We start from the raw sequence: 16548 nt of genomic DNA, 5'->3' as shown, positions 1-16548 counted from the left end.
TCAGATGCCCTGTGCACTCTGCGGACGGCGCACGGCGGGGATTTCCCCCCAGCGCGTGAGTTCTTCCACCGCGCGCTGTGCGAATCCGGGCAGCGCCGCTGCCATCTCCGTAGTGAGCGTGAGGCCTGCCGTCAGCTCATACGGCTGCATCCCGAGCACCACAACGTTCGGAATCGGGCGGTCCGTCACCGTCAGCCACGCAAGCACATCCTGAATCCCGATCTCATGCGAGGACACCTTCTCCTGAAAATGTGCCATCACGGCATCGTTTTCAAAGCGGTAGACCGTACCGGGCGCACCGTCGCCCGACACCGCATCGAGGATGAGCAGCTTTTCCGTCCCCGTGAGGAAATGCAGCAGCTCCGGGCCGAGCGTTCCGCCGTCAAGCAGGCGGACATCGGACGAAAAACGATAGTGTTCCTCCAGATACTCTACCGCACGCACGCCGAACCCCTCATCCCGCAGGATGATGTTGCCGATGCCGAGCACCGTCACGGGCGCGACCGGAACCAGCTGGTCCTGATCCATATTCATCGCGATTCCTCCTGCGCCGCCTTCTTTGCCGCCGCCTGCGCCCGCAGCCACGCATACCACGCCGAGAGCCCCTCTCCCGTCCGGCACGAGACCGGCAGGACGGCAATTCCCGGATGCAGTGCCCTGATATCCGCACACGCCGACGCCATATCAAAATTCGTATAGGGCAGAATGTCCACCTTATTTAAGAGGGCCGCCGCCGATTCCTTGAAGATCAGCGGGTACTTCAGCGGCTTATCGTCGCCCTCCGTGATGCTCAGCACCACGGCCTTTGCATCCTCGCCAAGCGCAAATTCCGCAGGGCAGACGAGGTTGCCGACGTTCTCGATCACAATGAGATCGAGCGCCGTGAGGTCAATTTTCTCCAGCGCCGCCGCGACCATCGCCGCATCGAGATGGCAGCCGCCGCTCGTATTGATCTGCACGACCTGCGCGCCGCAGCGCTCAATGCGGGCGGCGTCCTTCGTCGTAAAGAGGTCTCCCTCGATCACCGCAATGCGCAGATCCGTTCCGAGCTCCGCAAGGGTCTGCTCGAGGAGTGAGGTCTTGCCCGCGCCGGGCGAGCCGAGGAGGTTCAGCGCATAGATTCCGCGGCGGGCAAAAAACGCCGCATTCTCCGCAGCCGCCGCATCGTTGCGGCCGAGTATATCCGCCTTGACAACTACCTTCATCATCCTATTCCATCTCTATAAAATCCACACGCATCTCGCGTCCGCCGATGATCTCCATCCCTCCGCCGCAGTCCGGGCAGAGATAGTCCTGCGGCCGTATCCGCAGTTCTCTGCCGCAGTCGTGGCAGCGTCCCATGAGAGGCACGCGCTCCCATGTGAGCGCCGCGTGCTCCGCAGGCGTCCCCTGCACGAGGGAGGAAAAACACAGCGAAAGCGCATCGGTCTCCACGCCCGACAGTTCGCCGAGCAGGAGGCCGATGCGCTCGATACGTGCTGCATCATTCTTCTGTGCATAGTCGAGCGCGATCTCCAAGATGCCCTCGGCAATCGCCATCTCGTGCATGCTCAGAGCTCCGCCGAAAGTCCGTGCGCAGCGAACGTGCCGACGAGTTCCGTCAGCTTCGTCTTTGCCGGATCATAGTCCACCGTCGTCTCGCCGTCGTGCGTGTGAATGTGCACGTAGAGGACGCCGGGCAGCCCCAGCAGCGCCTTCTCTACCGCTGCGGCATTCTCCTCAGTGTAGCCCTTGACAAAAAACTGCAGATGTGTGGTGCTCTCCGCGAGACCGCAGCCGCAATCCTTACACATAGTTTTCTCCTTTATTGATTCAGCAGCGTACTGCTACTGCCTGCGCATCATCCAAGAGCGAACCCTAGCGGCGCAAGCGGGAAAAGTGCGCGGTACGCCCCGGCGGATTTCGTCGTTCAACCGAAGGGCGTTTAGAAATTCGCCGATATTTCAGCGTACAAGCGCACGAACGCCTGCAAGCGAGGTGTTCGCGGGATATGCGCAGTCGAGTACAAAAGATGCCCTTTACTCCACGTCCTTCGCATCCACAGGCGTATGCCGCAGCAGCTTGCTACCCGCGAACATGCTCGAGACCTCGGCCTCGCCCTCCATGAACTCAGCGCGCACAACCATATAGAAGTGCCCGATCGCAAAGAGGATGATCGCCCATGCCGCATAGTGATGGACAAAATGCGTCGTGAACTCGTTGCCGAGGAGGCGGTTCACCCAGCCGAACATGACCCCGCCGATCGCCGACGGCTCTGTCATATAGTACATGGCAAATCCTGTCAGCACCTCAATCGCCACGAGGACGTAGAGTCCCGCATATGAGGCACGTGCCAGCGGGTTCCGCAGGAAAGGTGCATGGCTCGGCTTGATCAGCATGTAGTGCAGCGCCACATCCATCATATCGCGGTAGTACTGCGGCTTCCAGAAATGCGGAAACAGCCGGTCGCCGCGGTTGATGATGAAGCCGTACACACGCCCGATGAAGCCCGCGCAGAACGCAAACGCCGCAATGAAGTGGATGTTGCGCACAAGGTTCATCAGCAGCGCCGAGTTGGTCGGCTCAGAGCCGAGAATCACGGGCGGCTTCGTAATAAGGAAGCCCGTGATGAAGAGGACGACGATCGAGGCGGCCATCAGCCAGTGAAAGATGCGCAGAAAGGGGCTGAAGAGGTAGTATTCCTGCCGCTGTTCTTTTTTCATGCGGATCGCCCCCTATTCGTCCACACGCACGCCTGCGTAGGGATCCGTCGTAACGACGCGGATCTTCTCCCCCTTTGCATTGAAGAGATGCGTCGAGCAGGCCATGCACGGATCGAACGAGCGGATTGCCTTCACGATCTCGAGCGGCTTGTCGGCGATCTTCACCGGCGTATCCATCATCGACTTCTCATAGGCACCCTGTCCCGCTTTGTCATCGCGCGGGCAGGCATTCCACGTCGTCGGAACGACCGCCTGGTAGTTGGCAATCTTGCCGTCCTTGATCACGACCCAGTGGCTGAGCGCGCCGCGCGGTGCCTCGTAGAGGCCGACGCCCTTTGCCTCCTTCGGCCAGGTCGAGGGATCCCACTTGTCATTGTTCACGACGCGCGTGTCGCCGCTCTTGATGTTCGCGACGAGCTTGTCGAAGAAGTACTTGCCGAGCTCCGCCTGCAGCTGCGCCTCAAGTGCACGCGCCGCCGTGCGGCCGACCGTCGAGGGCAGCCATGCCTCGACCGGAACGCCGAGCACATTCGTCACGGCGTCGATCTGATCGACGATGATCTTCTCTGCCCAGGTGAGTTCGCCGAGGAGTCCCTGCTTCGCCTTCGTGTAGAGAACGATGTAGCGCGCGAGCGGACCGACCTCACAGAGCTTGCCGCGCCATTTCGGCGTCTTGAGCCAGGAGTACTTGCCCTGCTCGTTGAGCGCCTTCCATTCGGTCTTCGTGCCCTCCTTCGGCTCCGTGTAGTGGGGCTTCGTCACGCCCTCCCACGGATGCAGCGAGGCATTCTCCTGGCCCGGGTACTCGTACCATGCATGCTCGACGCTCTCGCTGATGCCCTCAGGATCATTGAGATCCTCCATCTTGAAGTCATAGACCTTCGCCTGCATGACGCCGCCGGCAAAGTTCTCGACGACGCCGTTGCAGCGCACGAGCAGCGTGCTGAAGAAGTCGCCGTTCGAGGTTCCGCTGAACGGTTCCTCGGGGAACATGCCGAAGCCGAGCACACGCTCCTTGGCAAGACCGCCGCCGGAGACATAGCCGTTTTTCACATAGAGATGGCCGATGGCGAGGACATCCGGCAGATAGTAGTCGTTCATCATATGGCGCGCCTGGTTGATCGAACGATCCACGATCGCAAGGCGTGCCGTATTGATCGGCGCGTTGCCGTCCTCCATCGAGATGGAGCAGGGCATGCCGCCGAGCACGTAGTGCGGATGGGGATTCTTGCCGCCGAAGACAACGTGCGGTACAACAAGATCTTTCTGCTTATCGAGCATCTCGAGGTAGTGCGAGATTGCCATGAGGTGCACCTCGGGCGGCAGCATCCGGTAGTCCGGATGATCCCACCACTGCGCAGAGAAAATGCCGAGCTGTCCGCTCTCCACGATCTTTTGGATCTTCGCCTTGATCGCCGCATAGTACTCTGGATTGGAGACGGGCACATCGTGCGGATACGCCTCCGTATCGAGTCCTGCGGGTCCGTGGAACGGCAGGCGGTAGGTGCTGAGCACCGTGTTCTGCAGCGCTGCCGTTGCCGCAGGATCGGCTTTCAGCGCCTCGAGCGGACTGACCCAGTCGAGCGCATGCAGATGATAGAAATGGATGATGTGGTCCTGATGTCCGAGGCACGCCGCGATGATGTTGCGGATGTAATGCGCGTTCTTTGGGATCGTGATGCCGAACGCATCCTCGACGGCGCGCAGGCAGCCGAGCGCATGGGAGGATGTGCACACGCCGCAGATACGCTGAATATATGCCCACGCATCGCGCGGGTCACGATCGTTCATGACGAGCTCGAGACCGCGCCAGGCCGTTCCGGAGGAGATGGCGTCCTCGACCTTGCCCGTCGCCTCATCGACCTGAATTTCAACGCGCAGATGTCCCTCAATGCGGGTGATCGGGTCTACAACAACGTGTTTCATTCATGCACCTGCTTTCCCTCTTTTTCCAGCTGCTTTTCGTGCTGCTTCTTCTGCACGAGGCTCGCTCCCGCATGCGCCGCAACACCGACCGCGGTCGCCACGGCAAGCCCCGCACCGACCATATCGACGTCGATGCCGTTGTACTCGGGCAGGCGCTTCGAGAACGGCGCCTGATCCCAGAAGTTCGCATTGCTGCAGCCGATGCACGGTGCACCCGACTGGATCGGATAGGACATGCCCTGATACCAGCGCAGATTGCCGCAGGAATTGTAGGTCTCCGGTCCGCGGCAGCCGAGATGGTAGAGGCACCAGCCGGCCTTCGCCCCCGCATCGTCGAAGCGGTCGGCAAACATGCCCGCATCGAAGAACGGCCGGCGGTAGCAGGTGTCGTGAATACGGTTGCCGTAGAACTGACGCGGGCGCCCTTCGCCGTCAAGCGGCGGCAGCGTACCGAACAGGGCAACGTGCATGACCACGCCCGTCATGACCTCGGGGATCGGCGGGCAGCCCGGCACGGCAATGTAGGGCTTTGCGCCGATATAGGAGCGGATGCCCTTGGATTCCGTCGGATTCGGCGCAGCCGCCTGAATGCCGCCCGCCGTTGCACACGTCCCGTAGGCAATGACGGCCTTTGCCCCCTCGGCGACGTGCCGCAGCGTATGGGCGAACGAATGCCCGCCCGACATGCAGGTGTACTCGTGCTCGCCCGAGGCAACCGCGCCCTCGACGGCGAGGATATACTCGCCGTAGTACTTTTTGACCGTTGCTTCAAGATGTTCCTCGAACGGCTCGCCGCAGCCCGCGCTGAGAACATGACTGTACTCGAGCGCAATGCTGTTCAGCACGAGATCCGATGCGAGCGGTGCACCCGATCGAATGAACGACTCGTCACAGCCCGTGCACTCATGCCCGTGCAGCCAGATGACAACCGGCAGCGGTTTCGCCTCGGCAGCCTCGACGACCTTCGTCAGCATCTCCGTGCTCAGTCCCATGAGCGACGTGAGCGTCACGCAGCCCTTTAAGAAGCTGCGGCGGCTCATTCCCTTTGCAAGATAAGCCTCCCACAGGCTCTCCCTCTTACTCACATGACCCCTCCTAACAAATACACAAATGTCCAATCGGGCATTTTAATAAAAGAAAATACACATGCCCATAACTTTCTTTTATTATACAGCTCATTGAACGAAAAATAAATCATTTCATTTACGCTTCCATTTATTTTCCCTTCCCTTTCACAGCGCAAAAAGGAGCTGTCTCCCGTACTCGTGGTACGACAGACAGCCCCTGCTGTACTGTACTCCGCTCAGATCGTGCACAGAACACCGGAAAAACACAGGTCCCCCTGTGACAGTAGCAATTCTGCCGCTTCCTTTTCAATACGGGAAGGCCCAGACATTTCTGCATGAACCCGGTGCACATCTCGGAGATTTCGTCTCCGCAGTGCAGACGCAATATCATAGGCTACAGGCGGCATATCCGTCGTCCTTAGATATTTTTGCTCGGAAACGCGGAACAAATGCTGAATGCATCTTTTCCCTTATATTTAATTATAAATTAATTCTAACAGGGTTATATTCTTTTGTCAATATCCGATAATTATTCTCACCATAGAGATTTTTTATTTTAGGTGACGCGCCGCCTTTTTCACGGCATCGCGTTCCTTCTCCGCCATCGTGTTCGGGCGGATCTCGGCCGCGTGGCCGTCACGGTTGCCGCTGGTGAGCTTCTGATTCTCTTCATCGTAGGCGAGTATCTCGTAGGTACGGATCGTATTCTCCTTCGGACTGAGTACGCGGCGTTGGAGTGTATAGCCGAGCTTCTCATAGTCCGTGTCGTGCATCGCCTCGGCAAACTGCGCCTTGCCGAGATCATTGTAGAGGATGAGCTGCCAGTAGGCAATGCTGCCGTCCGTATTCTTTGCCATCATGCTGCGGTCGAAAAACCAGCCGCGCCGTTCATCGCCCTCAATGAAAACCCAGTCGCCGTCCTTCAGCGTGATCGGGTCGATCGCCGTCAGGTCGCCGTGCGCTCCCGCATCATAACTGCTGCTGCGCGGATCGACGGAAAGAGGCACCGCTGTGCCGGCGTCCTTTTCCTTCTCTGCCGGGGGCGCTCCCTCCTCTTTGGATTTTTCCGGCGCGGCGCCATTCTCCTCCGTGCCCTCATACGGCAGGGGAATGATCTTTCCGTTTTCATCATGCTCATCGACGGATTCATCGCCGAGGTCATCCATTTCCTCCTCGAGCGCGGATTCTTTCTTCTCGGCGGGTGCTGCATCCGATTTTTTCTTCGCCGGGGCAGCCTTTGCTGCGGAGTGCCCATGGCCCTCCTCTGCCACCATGACGGCATGGATATCCTTCTCCGGCGCGGTCTCGCCGTATGCCGGCAGGATAAAGATCCCTGCAGCGAGCAGGAAGATGATGGATTTCATAGCATATCCTTTCCTTTTATAAATACGACGCGGGGTTGACCGGCTGGCCGCCGACACGCACCTCATAGTGCAGATGCGGCCCCGTGGAATAGCCCGTCGAGCCGACGTAGGCGATGATCTGACCGCGGCGCACCTGCTGGCCCGCAGTGACGGCGACGGCGGAGGCATGACCGTAGCGCGTCATGATGCCGCCTCCATGGTCGATATCAACCATATTGCCGTACCCCGAACTCGTCCAGCCTGCCGTTGTCACGACGCCGTCTGCCGTCGCAATGATCGGCGTTCCCGTGTCAGCCGCGATGTCGATGCCCTGATGGAACTCTGTCCCGTTAAACCGCAGCCCATAGGGCGAGCTGATATACCCCTGTGTGGGCCAGCCCGTCGGAGTAGTGACGGGCGCACTCTCTGAGAGAAAACTGCCCGCTCCCGGAAAATTCCGGTACATCTCCTGTGCAAGGAGATCAAGAGAGCTCCGGCGCGTGGTGAGGCGGCTCTCGATCATCGCAAGCGCCTCATCCACCTGATCCGTTGTGAGCGCATGCGGCGCGCCGCCCGTCGGGGCCTCCGTCCCCTCCTTCGCAGCATCCTCCTCGTCGGCTTCTGCGGGAGGCGCGCCCACGAGAGCACGCAGTCCGTCCTCCGAGCGGCGCAGACTGTCCAGATCCTGCTGCAGTGCGGAGGCTTTTTTCGAGACCTGGAGGATCTGCTCCTGCTGGATGCGGTTTGCCTCGCGCAGCTGCGCGGTCTCCGACTCGTGCAGATAGGAGTGCATGAGCGTGTAGACAGAGAGAACAGCGGCGCCGGTGAGCACGGCAACCGCTGCTCCGGCGCCGAACGCAATCATCCGCAGTCCGCGCAGAGAAAGCCGCACGGTACGCGTGACATCCGCCTCGCTGTCAATTAGCTGAATACTGTATCGTAGATTCTGTTCCTCGTTCAATGCGTTCTCCTTATTCTATCCTGATTTTTTCCATCCCCCTATCCTAGCGGAACAAAATGAAAACCTGCTGAGACTCAGCAGGTTTTCTTTGCTTTTGTCAGTATTGAATCGGAAGCGGCTGCGCCATGGCTTCCTTCAGCACGCCCTTTTCCTCATCCGTGAGCGGATAGTCCGACGCGCCGTTCTTGATGGGCTTGATATAGCTGCGCGAATCCGCGCGGGCAAAGATACTCGAGAAAATAATGCCGTCGTTGTTCGCATTGAGCATGGCCACCGCGTAGCTGAGGTCGCCGCCCATATCCTCGAACGCGCGGAACCGAACGGCGGCAACACGCACGAGCGAGCCGCGGATGAACTGACGTATCAGCTCGTTTTCCTCCAGGATGCGCGCATTCGTCGCCGCAATCCTCTCGACCTCCTTGATATGCTGAATCAGCATTCCCTCGAGGTCATTGGCCTCGGATCCGCGCATCATTGCCCGGTAACGGCTGCTCATCATGCTGACGCGGATCATCAGATAGACAACCAGAATCAATAAAAGCAGGATCAGCAGCATCGAGGCAAACAAGAGTATCGTCTCATGTGCCGCAATATCGTTTACGAGATTGTTCAGAAACAATTCTTTCTTCCCTTCTTCCCTATTATCGCGCGGGTCCGATTTACACAGTAAACTTCTGCGCGGAGAATGCGCGCAGCGCAGCGCGTTTATCCTCCTTCGCAGCACCGTCCACTGCAGAAAGGAGTTCGATCAGGCGTTCGAGGTCTTCTGCGGAGAAATAGCTGATCTCCAACCGCCCCTTCCCCTGCTCACGCCCCGCTTGAATACGGACTTTCGTCCCAAGGCTGTGTGTGAGGCGTTCCTCTGCCTCCCGCACAAAAATGTCCGCCGGCGTACGCGTCTTTTTCTGCGTCTGTGCGGCCTTCTTGAGGGCCTTCGGGTCCTTTACGAGCCGCTTCACAAGTGCCTCTGCACCGCGTGCCGAGAGTTCATGCTCCTGGATATACTCTGCCGCTTCGCGCTGAAGGGCCGCCGTCTGGAGCGCGAGGAGCGGGCGCGCCTGCCCCATCGCGAGAACGCCGTTGGCGATAAATGCCTGGACTTCCTTTGCGAGGCGCAGGAGGCGAACGCTGTTCGCAACGGCCGAGCGGCTGCGGGCAACACGCCGTGCAAGCTGTTCCTGCGAGAGCTTGAACTCTGTCAGGAGGCGCTCATAGGCGCGCGCCTCCTCAATGGGGTTGAGATCCTCGCGCTGGAGGTTCTCGATGAGCGCCATCTCCGCCATCTCCGCATCCGTTGCCGCGCGAAAGATGACGGGTACGGTTTTGAGCCCCGCGAGTTTTGCTGCGCGCAGGCGGCGTTCTCCGGCGATCAGTTCGTATTTCCCGCCGCCGATGTCGCGTACGGAAAGGGGCTGGAGGATGCCGTGCTGCGCGATGGATTCGCGCAGTTCCTCAAGCGCCGCTTCGTCGAATTCATGCCGCGGCTGAAAACGGTTGGGGCGGATCGCGTTTACGCCGAGTTCGGCCGGCGTCCCTGTCTGCATGGCGGGGGGAGTCCCCGCCGATGCTGCCGCACGCCCTGAGGCGGGCGCCTCTTTCTTTCCTGTGAGCGCGTTCTTTCCAAGTCCAAGCGCGCCAAGGCCGCGTCCGAGTCCGCCTGTTTTAGTTTTCTTCACGCTTCATCACCTCCTTCGCCAGTGCAATATACGTCTCGGCCCCGCGCGACGTGATGTCGTAGGAGGTGATCGGCTGCCCGAACGAGGGTGCCTCAGAGAGCCGTACATTGCGTGGGATCAACGTATCATAGAGTGCGGTGCCAAAGACAGAGCGCACTTCCTCCACCACCTGCGTTGCAATGCGGGTTCGGCCGTCGTACATGGTCATAACGACGCCCTGAATCCGAAGCCCCGGATTTGCGCTCTCCTGCACGAGGCCGATCGTATTCATCAGCTGTGCGACCCCCTCGAGGGCGTAAAACTCACATTGAATGGGGATGAGAACAGCATCTGCCGCCGTCAACGCATTCAGCGTCAGGAAGCCGAGCGATGGAGGACAGTCGATAAAGATGTAGTCATAGGCGCGCTCCGCCTCCGTGAGCGCATCCCGCAGGCGCGTCTCCCGGCGCTCCATCCCGGCGAGCTCCACCTCAGCCCCTGCCAGCTCGACATTGGCCGGCAGGACATCCACATCATAATCCGAGGGAACAATCGACTCCCGGAGGCTCTGTCCCTCGATCAGCACACGATAAGTCGTGGACATAAGCATGTTTTTATCGAGGCCGAATCCGCTCGTCGCATTCCCCTGCGGGTCAATGTCAACGAGGAGGACACGACGCTTTGCACGCGCGACGGCAGCAGCGAGGTTGACGGCCGTCGTCGTCTTGCCGACGCCGCCCTTTTGGCTGGCAATCGCAATGATCTTTGCCACGGGATCATCCTTTCTCCTGGAGTATGCCTCTCATCGCACCCATAATCCGGCGCACAGCACTTTTACGACAGCACCTTCGCCAGATGCAGGTACTCGGGGTCCAGTTTCTTCTTATTATTCACGGCATCATAAAGGTTGACCGAGACGACGTGGCCCTTGCTGTATCCGAGCACAACGCCCGAGATGCCTGAGATGAGAGCAAGTGCCGCCTGCTCGCCGAGCTGACTGGCGCGTACGCGGTCGATGACCGTCGGCGCTCCGCCGCGCTGGATATGACCGAGCACGGAGACGCGCGTCTCAATATCTGTATGCTTTGCGATGTAGTCACAGACATCCTGTCCCTTTGCCGCCCCCTCGGCAACGACAATGAGGATATAGCGTTTGCCGCGCTCATATGCGGCCGCGAGGCTGCTTGTAATCTCCTCCAGATCGAACTTTTCCTCGGGAACGAGAATGTACTCCGCCCCGCCCGAAATGCCTGAGACGAGTGCCAGCCACCCGCAGCTGCGCCCCATCACCTCGAGCACGATCACGCGGCGGTGTGCCGACGCGGTGTCGCGCAGTTTGTTGATCGCATCAATGATGGTATTCGCCGCCGTATCGCAGCCGATGGTATAGTCCATTCCCCAGACGTCGTTGTCAATTGTTCCCGGCAGGCCGATGATGGGAAAGCCGTACTCCTCCGACAGCAGCTGTGCTCCGCGCAGAGACCCGTCACCGCCGATCACGCAGAGACCTTCGATGCCGCGCTTCACGAGGTTCTCATGGCCGAGACGGCGTCCCTCCGGTGTCTGCCAGCGCTTGCAGCGCGCCGTCCCGAGAAAGGTTCCGCCGCGCTGGATGATATCCCCCACATCCATCGACTGCAGTTCGCGCATATCCTCTTCGAGCAGGCCGTGGTAGCCGTCGTTGATTCCCCATACATGAACGCCTTCATAGAGCGCCGTACGCGCAACCGCACGCGCCGCAGCATTCATTCCCGGGCTGTCACCCCCGCTCGTCATGACTGCGATACTCTTTAACACAACGCTTCCTCCCCTGCCCGCTTCTAAACGCACACGAATCACATGCGCCCCCATATTTCCTCCATCATAGCACAAATGACAAAAAAAATCCCCTCTTTTTTTTGAGGGGATTTCAAGAACCCGAACAATAAATGTTTCACGTGAAACAATTCATTGCTCGCGCGCAAGATCACGGAAACGCGTATATTCTTTTTGAAAGAACATCTTCACTGTATCGGTCGCACCGTTGCGATGCTTCGCAATGCTGAGCTCCGTGATGTTTGCATTCTCCGTATCCTGATTGTAATAGTCCTCGCGATAGAGGAACATGACGATGTCGGCATCCTGCTCGATGGAGCCGGATTCGCGCAGGTCAGAGAGCAGAGGGCGCTTGTCGGAGCGGCCTTCTGTTGCACGCGAAAGCTGCGAAAGGACGACAATCGGCACATTCAGCTCGCGGGCGAGCACTTTCAGTGAGCGTGTCATCTCCGCCACGGCAAGCGTGCGGTTCTCCGCACGCCCCGGTGCCTGAATCAGCTGGAGGTAATCAACGGCAATGAGGTCGAGGCCATGCTCTGCCTTGAGCCGCCGCGCACGCGTGCGGATATCAAGCACCGTCGTACTGCTCGTATCGTCGAAGTAGAGCTTCGTCTTCATCATGCGGTCCGCCACCTTGACCAGGCGGTCCCACTCTTCGTCATCCAGCTCGCCGCGCGCCAGGCGGGTCGCGTCGATCTGCCCCTCAGCGCAGAAGATGCGGTGCATCAACTGTTCACGGGGCATCTCGAGGGAAAAGAACGCGACGGTCCCGCCCTGCAGGGCCACATGCGTCGCGAGATTGAGGACGAATGCAGTCTTTCCCATTGCGGGGCGCGCAGCGACGATAATGAGGTCGGATTTCTGGAGCCCCCGCGTCACGTTGTCAAGTGTCGCAAGGCCCGTGGAAAGCCCCGTAATCCCCCCCTTTGCCTTTGCAAGTTCGCTGACGCGCTCCACGGCGGCAAAGACGACTTCCTTCGCCGGAATGAAGGCACCGGTCGTCTGTCCGCCTGCGATCGCGAGGATCTTGTTCTCGGCATCGTCAAGCTGCTCGGCAACATCCTCACTCTCATTATACGCCGCACCGGCAATCTCTGTACTCACGTCGATGAGCGCACGCAGGATCGCCTTCTCCTTTACGATCTTTGCATAGTGCGCGAGATTTGCCGTACTCGGCACAGTATTTGACAAATTCGCGAGAAAAGAGATCCCGCCCACCTGTTCGAGCATGCCGCTCTTCCTAAGAGATTCGGTTACGGTGACAATATCCACCGGCTCGCCGGCGTGCACAAGTCCCTCCATCGTCTCAAACACGAGGCGATGGGCTTGGCGGTAAAACTCATCCGCGCGCAGGAGCTCCAATGCCTGCGTAACCGCCGTCTGTTTCAGCATCATTGCGCCGAGCACAGACTGCTCCGCCTCAATATTCTGCGGCGGGACGCGTCCTTCTGCCATAGGATTCTCCTTTCACAACAAAATCATCAGAGGCACCGCTCATCTCTGCACGCTGTCCGCAGGGGGCTCAGGCCGCTGCTTCCACTTCTCATCGGCAAAGAGCAGATTAAACGCTTCTTCTGCCGTTTTAAGGCGATGAATCGTAAGCCCGAGATGATCCTCCGGGAGGTCCTTCTTGTTCTCCCACGGGATAATCAGGGTCGAGATGCCCGCCTGCCGCGCGCCGTATGCCTTCTCAAAGACACCGCCGACCGGCTTGATCTCCCCCTGCAGAGAGATCTCTCCCGTCACCGCTGTATCCTGCCGGATCGCAGAGCCGGTAACGGCGCTCACAATTGCGGCAAGGATGGCTGTACCGGCGCTGGGGCCGTCAATATTCCCCCCACCGATGACGTTGACATGAATATCGTAGTCGTGGATATCCCGGCCTGTCAGTTGGCGCATGACCGAAGCAGCATTGAACACGGAGTCCTTTGCCATACTGCCCGCCGTCTCATTGAAGCGCACGGTACCCTTGCCTTTCTCCGCTGCAGGGAAGGAGACGGCCTCGATCTCGATGATGGAGCCGAGGAATCCAGCGACGCCGAGCCCGAACACTCTGCCGACAGCAGGTGTATCGGAGGCCTTCTTTCGGCCGAATTGATGGAGGCGGCTCACCTGTGCGACCTCATAGATATCAGCTCTTGTCACCTCGAGCGGCGGTGTTTTTGTTTCACGTGAAACATTCTGTACATGATCGCGGTGGGGGACTTCGCCGAGAAATTCCGTCTCGGTTCCCATGTCATCATCCGCCGCGTTCTCCGAGATTGTTTCACGTGAAACAATACGCTTGATCTCTTCCTCCTCGAACCGATTCAGCGCGAGGCTGTACGCATCTGCAAGGATATTGATCGCCTTGCGTCCCTCAATCGTATACGCACTGATCAGTTCGGCGGCGCCCGGCGCAAGAGTGACGTTCAGACGCTCGGCTGCATTCTCGACGATCGTAAGAATATGCGCGGGGGTCAGCGGCTCAAAGTAGATCTCCGCGCAGCGCGACCGCAGCGCCGGGTTGACATGATCGGGTTCGCGCGTTGTCGCACCGATCAGCACGAAGTCCGCGGGAGCCCCTTCCTCGAAGAGTTTTCGAATATAGGGGGGGACGCGCTTGTCATCGGGATCATAGTATGCCGACTCAAAATAGGCGCGCTTATCTTCGAGCACCTTGAGCAGTTTGTTCTGGAGCATCTCATCCATCTCACCGATCTCGTCGATGAAGAGGATCCCCCCGTGCGCATCCGTCACGAGTCCCGGTTTTGGTTCCGGTACACCGCTGTCTGCGAGGTTCTTCTGGGCGCCCTGATAGATCGGATCGTGCACGGAGCCGAGCAGGGGATTCGTCATATCGCGCGGATCCCAGCGCAGGGTTGTCCCATCCGTCTCGACGAACGGTGCGTCCTCTCCAAAGGGAGAAACGGCGCGGCGCTTTGCCGCCTCGAGCACGAGACGCGCAGCCGTCGTCTTGCCGACGCCCGGCGGTCCATAGAGCAGAAGATGCTGCGGATAGGGGGAGGAGAGCTTCGCCATGAGCGAGCGCACGGCACGTTCCTGTCCGACGATCTCATCGAAATTCTGCGGACGCAGGAGCTCCATCACCGACTGCGTGAGATGGATGTTCTCCAGTGCTTCGAGTTCCTCGCGCTTCTTTTTGTCATGCGGCGACTCTGCGCCGGGGTTCTCCTCCGATATCACCTGTCGGCGAATATCCTCCACATATTCCTCATGATCCTTCTCGAGCTTCTCATTGACCTTGCGCTCGATACGGTCCTCAAGATCGCGCCGTGCAAGGATTCCCGCGACCTGCTCCGTCATACGCGCGATGATTTCAGGCAGCTCTGCCTCGGACGGCGGAGGAGAGAGCAGCGGGTCCTCCTCCAGAATACGCATGAGGGCAAGCACCCGTTCACGGCGGTCATCCGAACGCATCAGTGCCATCGCGTTCATCTTGCCCGCTTGGATGACAAGGCGCTCCGTTCCCATTGTGTCTGCGAGCATGCGAAAGATCGCGGCGATCTCCGTATCGATGCGCGCTTCCGCGGAGAGTGTCGGCGGCACACTCTTTTGCTCGCTGTTCCCTCCGAATAAATCCTTAAAAAATGACATAAACCTTCCTTTTGACAAGGGGCTGATGAAAGGATCCTCATCAGCCCGTACTTATATGTAAATGAATAAGACCGTGATCATCTCCCGTGCCGAAGGAATAGGGGAGGGGAGGCAGATTCTCCTTACGATTCCTTTTGTACGTGAACCTTGATCGTTGTGGAGATGTTCGGGTGAACCTTTACGATTGCCTCATAGAGGCCCTCGCCCGTAACCTCGCCGCGGATTGTGATCTTGCGGCGGTCCACGTCGATGTTCTTCTTCTTCAGCGCCGCGGCAACGTCCTTGCCCGTTACCGCACCGAAGAGGCGTCCGTTCTCGCCGATGCGCACGGGGATCTCTACCTCGACCTTCTCGAGCTGGGCGGCCATGAGTTTTGCCTCATCCATGGCCATGGCATCCTTGCGTGCCTTCGCGCCCGCCTGTGCCTTCGCGACATTTACATTCTCGCTGCTTGCAGGAAGGGCCAGCTTCTTCGGCAGGAGGAAATTGCGTCCGTAGCCATCCGCAACCTCTACGATCTCGCCCTTTTTCCCGATATTCTTAATGTCCGTCTGCAGTATTACCTTCACTCTGGTCACTCTCCTCTATATAGGCTCTGGCCCGTTCGACGACCCGTGCGCGCACCGCGCTGAGCGGAACGCCTTTGACCTGCGCGCCCGCAACATTGGCGTGCCCGCCGCCGCCGAACGCCTCCATAATCACTTGAACATTCATTTCCCCTGTCGAGCGTGCACTGATGCCCACCATGTCTCCGGCCATCTGGAAGACGTAGATGCTCATGCGCACGCCGTCCACGCGCAGCATGCCGTCCGCCGCCTGTGCAGCGATGATCTGTCCATTCTGCAGGCGCTCCGGAATACTGCCCACGATCAGTCCGCCGGGGAAGAACTCCGCATTCGCCTTGGCACGTGCGAGCGCCACCGTGGTCTCGTAGTCGCTCTGAAACAGCGCCCGTACGAGCACGGGGTCCGCCCCGGCGCGCCGGAGGTATGCCGCCGCGTCAAAGGTGCGGACACCCGCACCGACGTTGAAATTCTTTGTATCCACAACAACGCCCGAGTAGAGTGCCGTCGCATCGAGGCGCGTCGGGCGGACGTTCTCGCCGAAATACATCAGGAGCTCCGTCACCAGCTCGCTCGCCGAGCTCGACGACGTCTCGATGTAGACCAGCAGAGGATTCTTGACGAAATTCTCGCTGCGGCGATGATGATCAATCACGACGATCTTCGGAATGCGCTCAAGGAGGGTGGGATCGGCAAGGATGTGGGGGATATGCGCATCCACCACGACCAGGAGCGCCGAAGGGGAGACGCCGGCAACATCGCCGGCGCGGACGAAGAGGTCCTCATACCCCTCATCCTTCTGCACCATATCCACAATGCGGTCAATTCCCTCGTTCATGTCACTGAGCACAATGTGCACACGTTTCCCGAGCGCGCGCGCCATGCATGCCACGCCCATCGCCGCGCCGAAGCAGTCATA

At 59.3% G+C, this 16548-nt stretch carries 17 protein-coding genes and 1 riboswitch; all 17 genes read right to left on the bottom strand.

The features are described 5' to 3' along the window. Nucleotides 1-534: a HyaD/HybD family hydrogenase maturation endopeptidase gene (locus HMPREF7545_RS08455; protein ID WP_006695316.1), complete on the bottom strand. Its 534-nt coding sequence runs from the start codon at nt 532-534 to the stop codon at nt 1-3. After that, a complete protein-coding gene (gene hypB, locus HMPREF7545_RS08450; protein ID WP_040571343.1) occupies nt 531-1205 on the bottom strand; it encodes a hydrogenase nickel incorporation protein HypB in 675 nt (224 codons plus the stop codon). The genes HMPREF7545_RS08455 and hypB overlap by 4 nt, the downstream gene beginning before the upstream one ends. 4 nt (nt 1206-1209) lie before the next feature. Beyond that, complete coding sequence (locus HMPREF7545_RS08445) at nt 1210-1548, bottom strand: hydrogenase maturation nickel metallochaperone HypA/HybF (protein WP_006695314.1); 339 nt, start codon at nt 1546-1548, stop codon at nt 1210-1212. A 2-nt stretch (nt 1549-1550) separates the two neighbouring features. Continuing rightward, a complete protein-coding gene (locus tag HMPREF7545_RS08440; protein WP_006695313.1) occupies nt 1551-1793 on the bottom strand; it encodes a heavy-metal-associated domain-containing protein in 243 nt (80 codons plus the stop codon). A 225-nt stretch (nt 1794-2018) separates the two neighbouring features. After that, nucleotides 2019-2702, bottom strand: a complete 684-nt coding sequence (gene cybH / locus HMPREF7545_RS08435) for a Ni/Fe-hydrogenase, b-type cytochrome subunit (RefSeq protein WP_006695312.1) — start codon at nt 2700-2702, stop codon at nt 2019-2021. 12 nt (nt 2703-2714) lie between these two features. Further along, nucleotides 2715-4628, bottom strand: coding sequence for a nickel-dependent hydrogenase large subunit (locus HMPREF7545_RS08430; protein WP_006695311.1), 1914 nt, complete (start codon nt 4626-4628; stop codon nt 2715-2717). Further along, nucleotides 4625-5713 (bottom strand): hydrogenase small subunit, encoded by a 1089-nt coding sequence (locus tag HMPREF7545_RS08425; protein WP_006695310.1) that lies wholly within the window; start codon nt 5711-5713, stop codon nt 4625-4627. The genes HMPREF7545_RS08430 and HMPREF7545_RS08425 overlap by 4 nt, the downstream gene beginning before the upstream one ends. Before the next feature lie 265 nt (nt 5714-5978). After that, nucleotides 5979-6145: riboswitch (molybdenum cofactor riboswitch) on the bottom strand. 101 nt (nt 6146-6246) lie between these two features. Continuing rightward, nucleotides 6247-7059, bottom strand: a complete 813-nt coding sequence (locus HMPREF7545_RS08420; protein ID WP_006695308.1) for a hypothetical protein — start codon at nt 7057-7059, stop codon at nt 6247-6249. Between the two features lie 16 nt (nt 7060-7075). Beyond that, nucleotides 7076-7999: a M23 family metallopeptidase gene (locus tag HMPREF7545_RS08415; RefSeq protein ID WP_006695307.1), complete on the bottom strand. Its 924-nt coding sequence runs from the start codon at nt 7997-7999 to the stop codon at nt 7076-7078. Between the two features lie 97 nt (nt 8000-8096). Further along, complete coding sequence (locus tag HMPREF7545_RS08410) at nt 8097-8618, bottom strand: DUF4446 family protein (protein WP_006695306.1); 522 nt, start codon at nt 8616-8618, stop codon at nt 8097-8099. 40 nt (nt 8619-8658) lie between these two features. Further along, complete coding sequence (locus HMPREF7545_RS08405; RefSeq protein WP_006695305.1) at nt 8659-9675, bottom strand: ParB/RepB/Spo0J family partition protein; 1017 nt, start codon at nt 9673-9675, stop codon at nt 8659-8661. Then, nucleotides 9662-10426, bottom strand: a complete 765-nt coding sequence (locus HMPREF7545_RS08400) for a ParA family protein (RefSeq protein ID WP_006695304.1) — start codon at nt 10424-10426, stop codon at nt 9662-9664. Before HMPREF7545_RS08400 ends, HMPREF7545_RS08405 begins: the two co-directional genes overlap by 14 nt. A 62-nt stretch (nt 10427-10488) precedes the next feature. Beyond that, nucleotides 10489-11451, bottom strand: a complete 963-nt coding sequence (pfkA, locus tag HMPREF7545_RS08395; protein ID WP_037372476.1) for a 6-phosphofructokinase — start codon at nt 11449-11451, stop codon at nt 10489-10491. Nucleotides 11452-11601: 150 nt separating this feature from the next. After that, nucleotides 11602-12924, bottom strand: coding sequence for a replicative DNA helicase (gene dnaB / locus HMPREF7545_RS08390; protein WP_006695302.1), 1323 nt, complete (start codon nt 12922-12924; stop codon nt 11602-11604). A gap of 39 nt (nt 12925-12963) precedes the next feature. Then, complete coding sequence (locus tag HMPREF7545_RS08385) at nt 12964-15066, bottom strand: S16 family serine protease (protein WP_006695301.1); 2103 nt, start codon at nt 15064-15066, stop codon at nt 12964-12966. A gap of 122 nt (nt 15067-15188) precedes the next feature. Continuing rightward, the gene (rplI, locus tag HMPREF7545_RS08380) at nt 15189-15635 is read right to left on the bottom strand and encodes a 50S ribosomal protein L9 (RefSeq protein ID WP_006695300.1); all 447 of its coding nucleotides are present in this window, start codon (nt 15633-15635) and stop codon (nt 15189-15191) included. Beyond that, the coding region (locus HMPREF7545_RS10430; RefSeq protein ID WP_006695299.1) for a DHH family phosphoesterase at nt 15607-16548 on the bottom strand (942 nt) is incomplete at its 5' end. The genes HMPREF7545_RS10430 and rplI, both read right to left, overlap by 29 nt.

Source organism: Centipeda noxia ATCC 43541 (genome assembly GCF_000160555.1).
Classification (GTDB): domain Bacteria; phylum Bacillota; class Negativicutes; order Selenomonadales; family Selenomonadaceae; genus Centipeda; species Centipeda noxia.
This window is presented reverse-complemented; position numbering and strand designations above follow the sequence as displayed.